The following is a 2,393-nucleotide window of genomic DNA, read 5'->3' on the forward strand; positions in this document are numbered from 1 at the left end:
AACGTCAAGCTTTTCGCAATTTCGTCTCCAATCTTAGCCCCTCAGACCTGATCCAACGTCACGGTGATTTTAGTGATCAGTGAACATTCAGGAGACAGGATTCAGGAGACGGTCGACGGTCGACGGTCGACAGGAGATTATTTTTATTTATTCTCCCCATTTCCCCATCACCCCATCACCCCATCACCCCCACACCCCATCCCCCAATACCTTCTAACTAACAACTGATAACTGGTAACTGATAACTGATAACTGGTAACTGATAACTGATAACTGATAACTGAATCCTATACTCTAACCGCTAATTGTTCGCGGTAAAGAGAGAGCATTTCGGGGATAACTTGATTGAGATTGCCAGCGCCGAGGAACAGAGCTAGATCCCCTGGTTGGAGAATTTCTAGCAGGAATTGACTTAAAGAACTCAATTCGGGGTGATAGTAGGCGTTTTTATGGTGTTTTTTCACCTGTTCAGCCACTTGCTGCCCGGTGACGTGATTGATATTCACTTCCCCGGCACTATAAATATCCGTTAAGACTACCACATCGGCGGAACTGAAAGCGGCTCCGAATTCCTCCAAAAAGGCAGTGGTGCGACTGTAACGATGGGGTTGGAAAATAGCGATCGAACGTTGGTACTGTTTGCCTTCTACCTTTAATTTTGCCGCCGCTAAAGTAGCCAACAATTCGCTAGGATGGTGGGCATAATCATCAATAAAAGTAATGCCGTTTGCTTCTCCCTTGTGTTCAAAACGGCGTTTTGCCCCGGCAAAAGTAGCGATCGCATCGGCAATAACGGCAAATTCTAAACCGAGATAACGTCCGATGGCCACCACTGCCAAAGCATTACTAATATTATGTTGCCCCGGGATTTTCACCTCCATTTGTCCCAGATAACTGCCTTTTTCCCAGACGGAAGCTTTCATCATTCCCTGTTCATAGATAATCTCGCTGACGGTGTAATCGGCACCTTTTTCGGGATCGAGACTATAACTAATCGTCGGACGGAAATGCTCGGCGATCGTGTCACAATCTAAACAAGCGACTAAAATCTGGCACTGATGGGCGAATTCATGGAAAGTATCGATAACTTCGCTTAAATTCTGGTAATGATCCGGGTGATCTAGCTCAATATTGGTGATTACGCCGATTTTCGGGGCGTGCTTGGTTAGGGAACCATCGGACTCATCGGCCTCTGCCACTAAAAAACGCCCTTGACCAAGACGAGCGTTACCTTCCCAAGCGTCCACCTCACCACCGACAATGATCGTGGGGTCTAATCCCGCTTCTAACAAAACGTAACCGATTAGGCTGCTAGTGGTGGTTTTTCCGTGGGTGCCGGCGACGGCGATACTGTCGTAATCAGCGATTAAAGCCGCTAAAACGTCGCTACGGTGAAAAATTGGGTATCCTAAGTCTCTGGCCGCTTGATATTCCTTGTTATGGTCATTAATCGCCGTGGAGCAGATTACTTGCGGAACCGTTTGGCTACTGTTTTGAGGGCCAGGAGAATGAAATAAAGCTAAATTATTTGCCTCTTGACGGTGGAAAATCTGCGCTCCCGCTCCCTGTAGCCTTTGGGTGATATGAGTAGGACGTAAATCGGAGCCAGACACAGGTAAATTGCGTTTGGCTAAGATATAAGCGAGGGCTGACATCCCAATACCGCCAATACCGATAAAATGGAAAGGTTGGCCGTTAAAATTAACTTTTTTCACTGTTTTCACTCCTCAGACCCACGATTATATAAGTTTTAAACTCGATCGGTAGTAAAGTCAACCTCATGATAGGGGCATTTGAGCAGAATTCCCAAATGTTGCCCAGTTGCCTTGCAAAATCCTTGACGCAGAATTAAAATTTTTTCTCCCAATTCCTTTTTTTGGGGTGTGGGTGTGGGGTGTGGGGTGTGGGTGTGGGTGTGGGGTTTGGGGTGTGGGGAGAATAAATAAAAATAGTCTCGGAGTCTCGGAGTCTCGGAGTCTCCTGAATGGTGATGTAATAAATTATTTTCGATCGGGATCGTAAAGTTCAACCTTTAAGGTATGATTGGGAACATTAATTATTTTTTTATGTATTGCACTAAAACGTAGAGGGCAAGCAGCAGTGATTAGAGTAGCGATCAATGGTTTCGGACGGATTGGACGTAATTTCCTAAGATGTTGGTTAGGACGGACTAATAGTGGCTTGGAGGTAGTGGGGATCAATGATACATCCGATCCCCGGAGTAACGCTCACCTGCTCAAATATGATTCGATGTTAGGCAAACTTAACGCTAATATCGATGCCGATGATAATTCTTTAATTGTTAACGGTAAAACCATTAAATGTTATTCCGATCGCAATCCCCTCAATCTGCCCTGGGCAGAATGGGGTGTAGATCTAGTGATCGAAGCTAC

At 45.6% G+C, this 2,393-nt stretch carries 3 protein-coding genes and 1 pseudogene; 2 read left to right on the forward strand and 2 right to left on the reverse strand.

All coding sequences use genetic code 11. The features are described from left to right. Window positions 1-83 (forward strand): annotated as a pseudogene (locus PX481_RS00685) (bifunctional nuclease family protein); the annotation flags it as partial. A 204-nt stretch (window positions 84-287) separates the two neighbouring features. On the opposite strand, the gene murC reads toward PX481_RS00685, so the two are convergent. Together murC and PX481_RS00695 are read right to left on the reverse strand one after the other, a co-directional pair. After that, the gene (gene murC, locus PX481_RS00690) at window positions 288-1,715 is read right to left on the reverse strand and encodes a UDP-N-acetylmuramate--L-alanine ligase (protein ID WP_288093126.1); all 1,428 of its coding nucleotides are present in this window, start codon (window positions 1,713-1,715) and stop codon (window positions 288-290) included. A 35-nt stretch (window positions 1,716-1,750) separates the two neighbouring features. Then, a complete protein-coding gene (locus PX481_RS00695; protein ID WP_002760706.1) occupies window positions 1,751-2,029 on the reverse strand; it encodes a hypothetical protein in 279 nt (92 codons plus the stop codon). 71 nt (window positions 2,030-2,100) lie between these two features. On the opposite strand from PX481_RS00695, the gene PX481_RS00700 reads away from it, so the two are divergent. Then, window positions 2,101-2,393, forward strand: a 293-nt coding sequence (locus PX481_RS00700) for a glyceraldehyde 3-phosphate dehydrogenase NAD-binding domain-containing protein (protein WP_288093130.1), incomplete at its 3' end; no start/stop codon positions are given.

Source organism: Microcystis sp. M53603_WE2, from assembly GCF_030065435.1.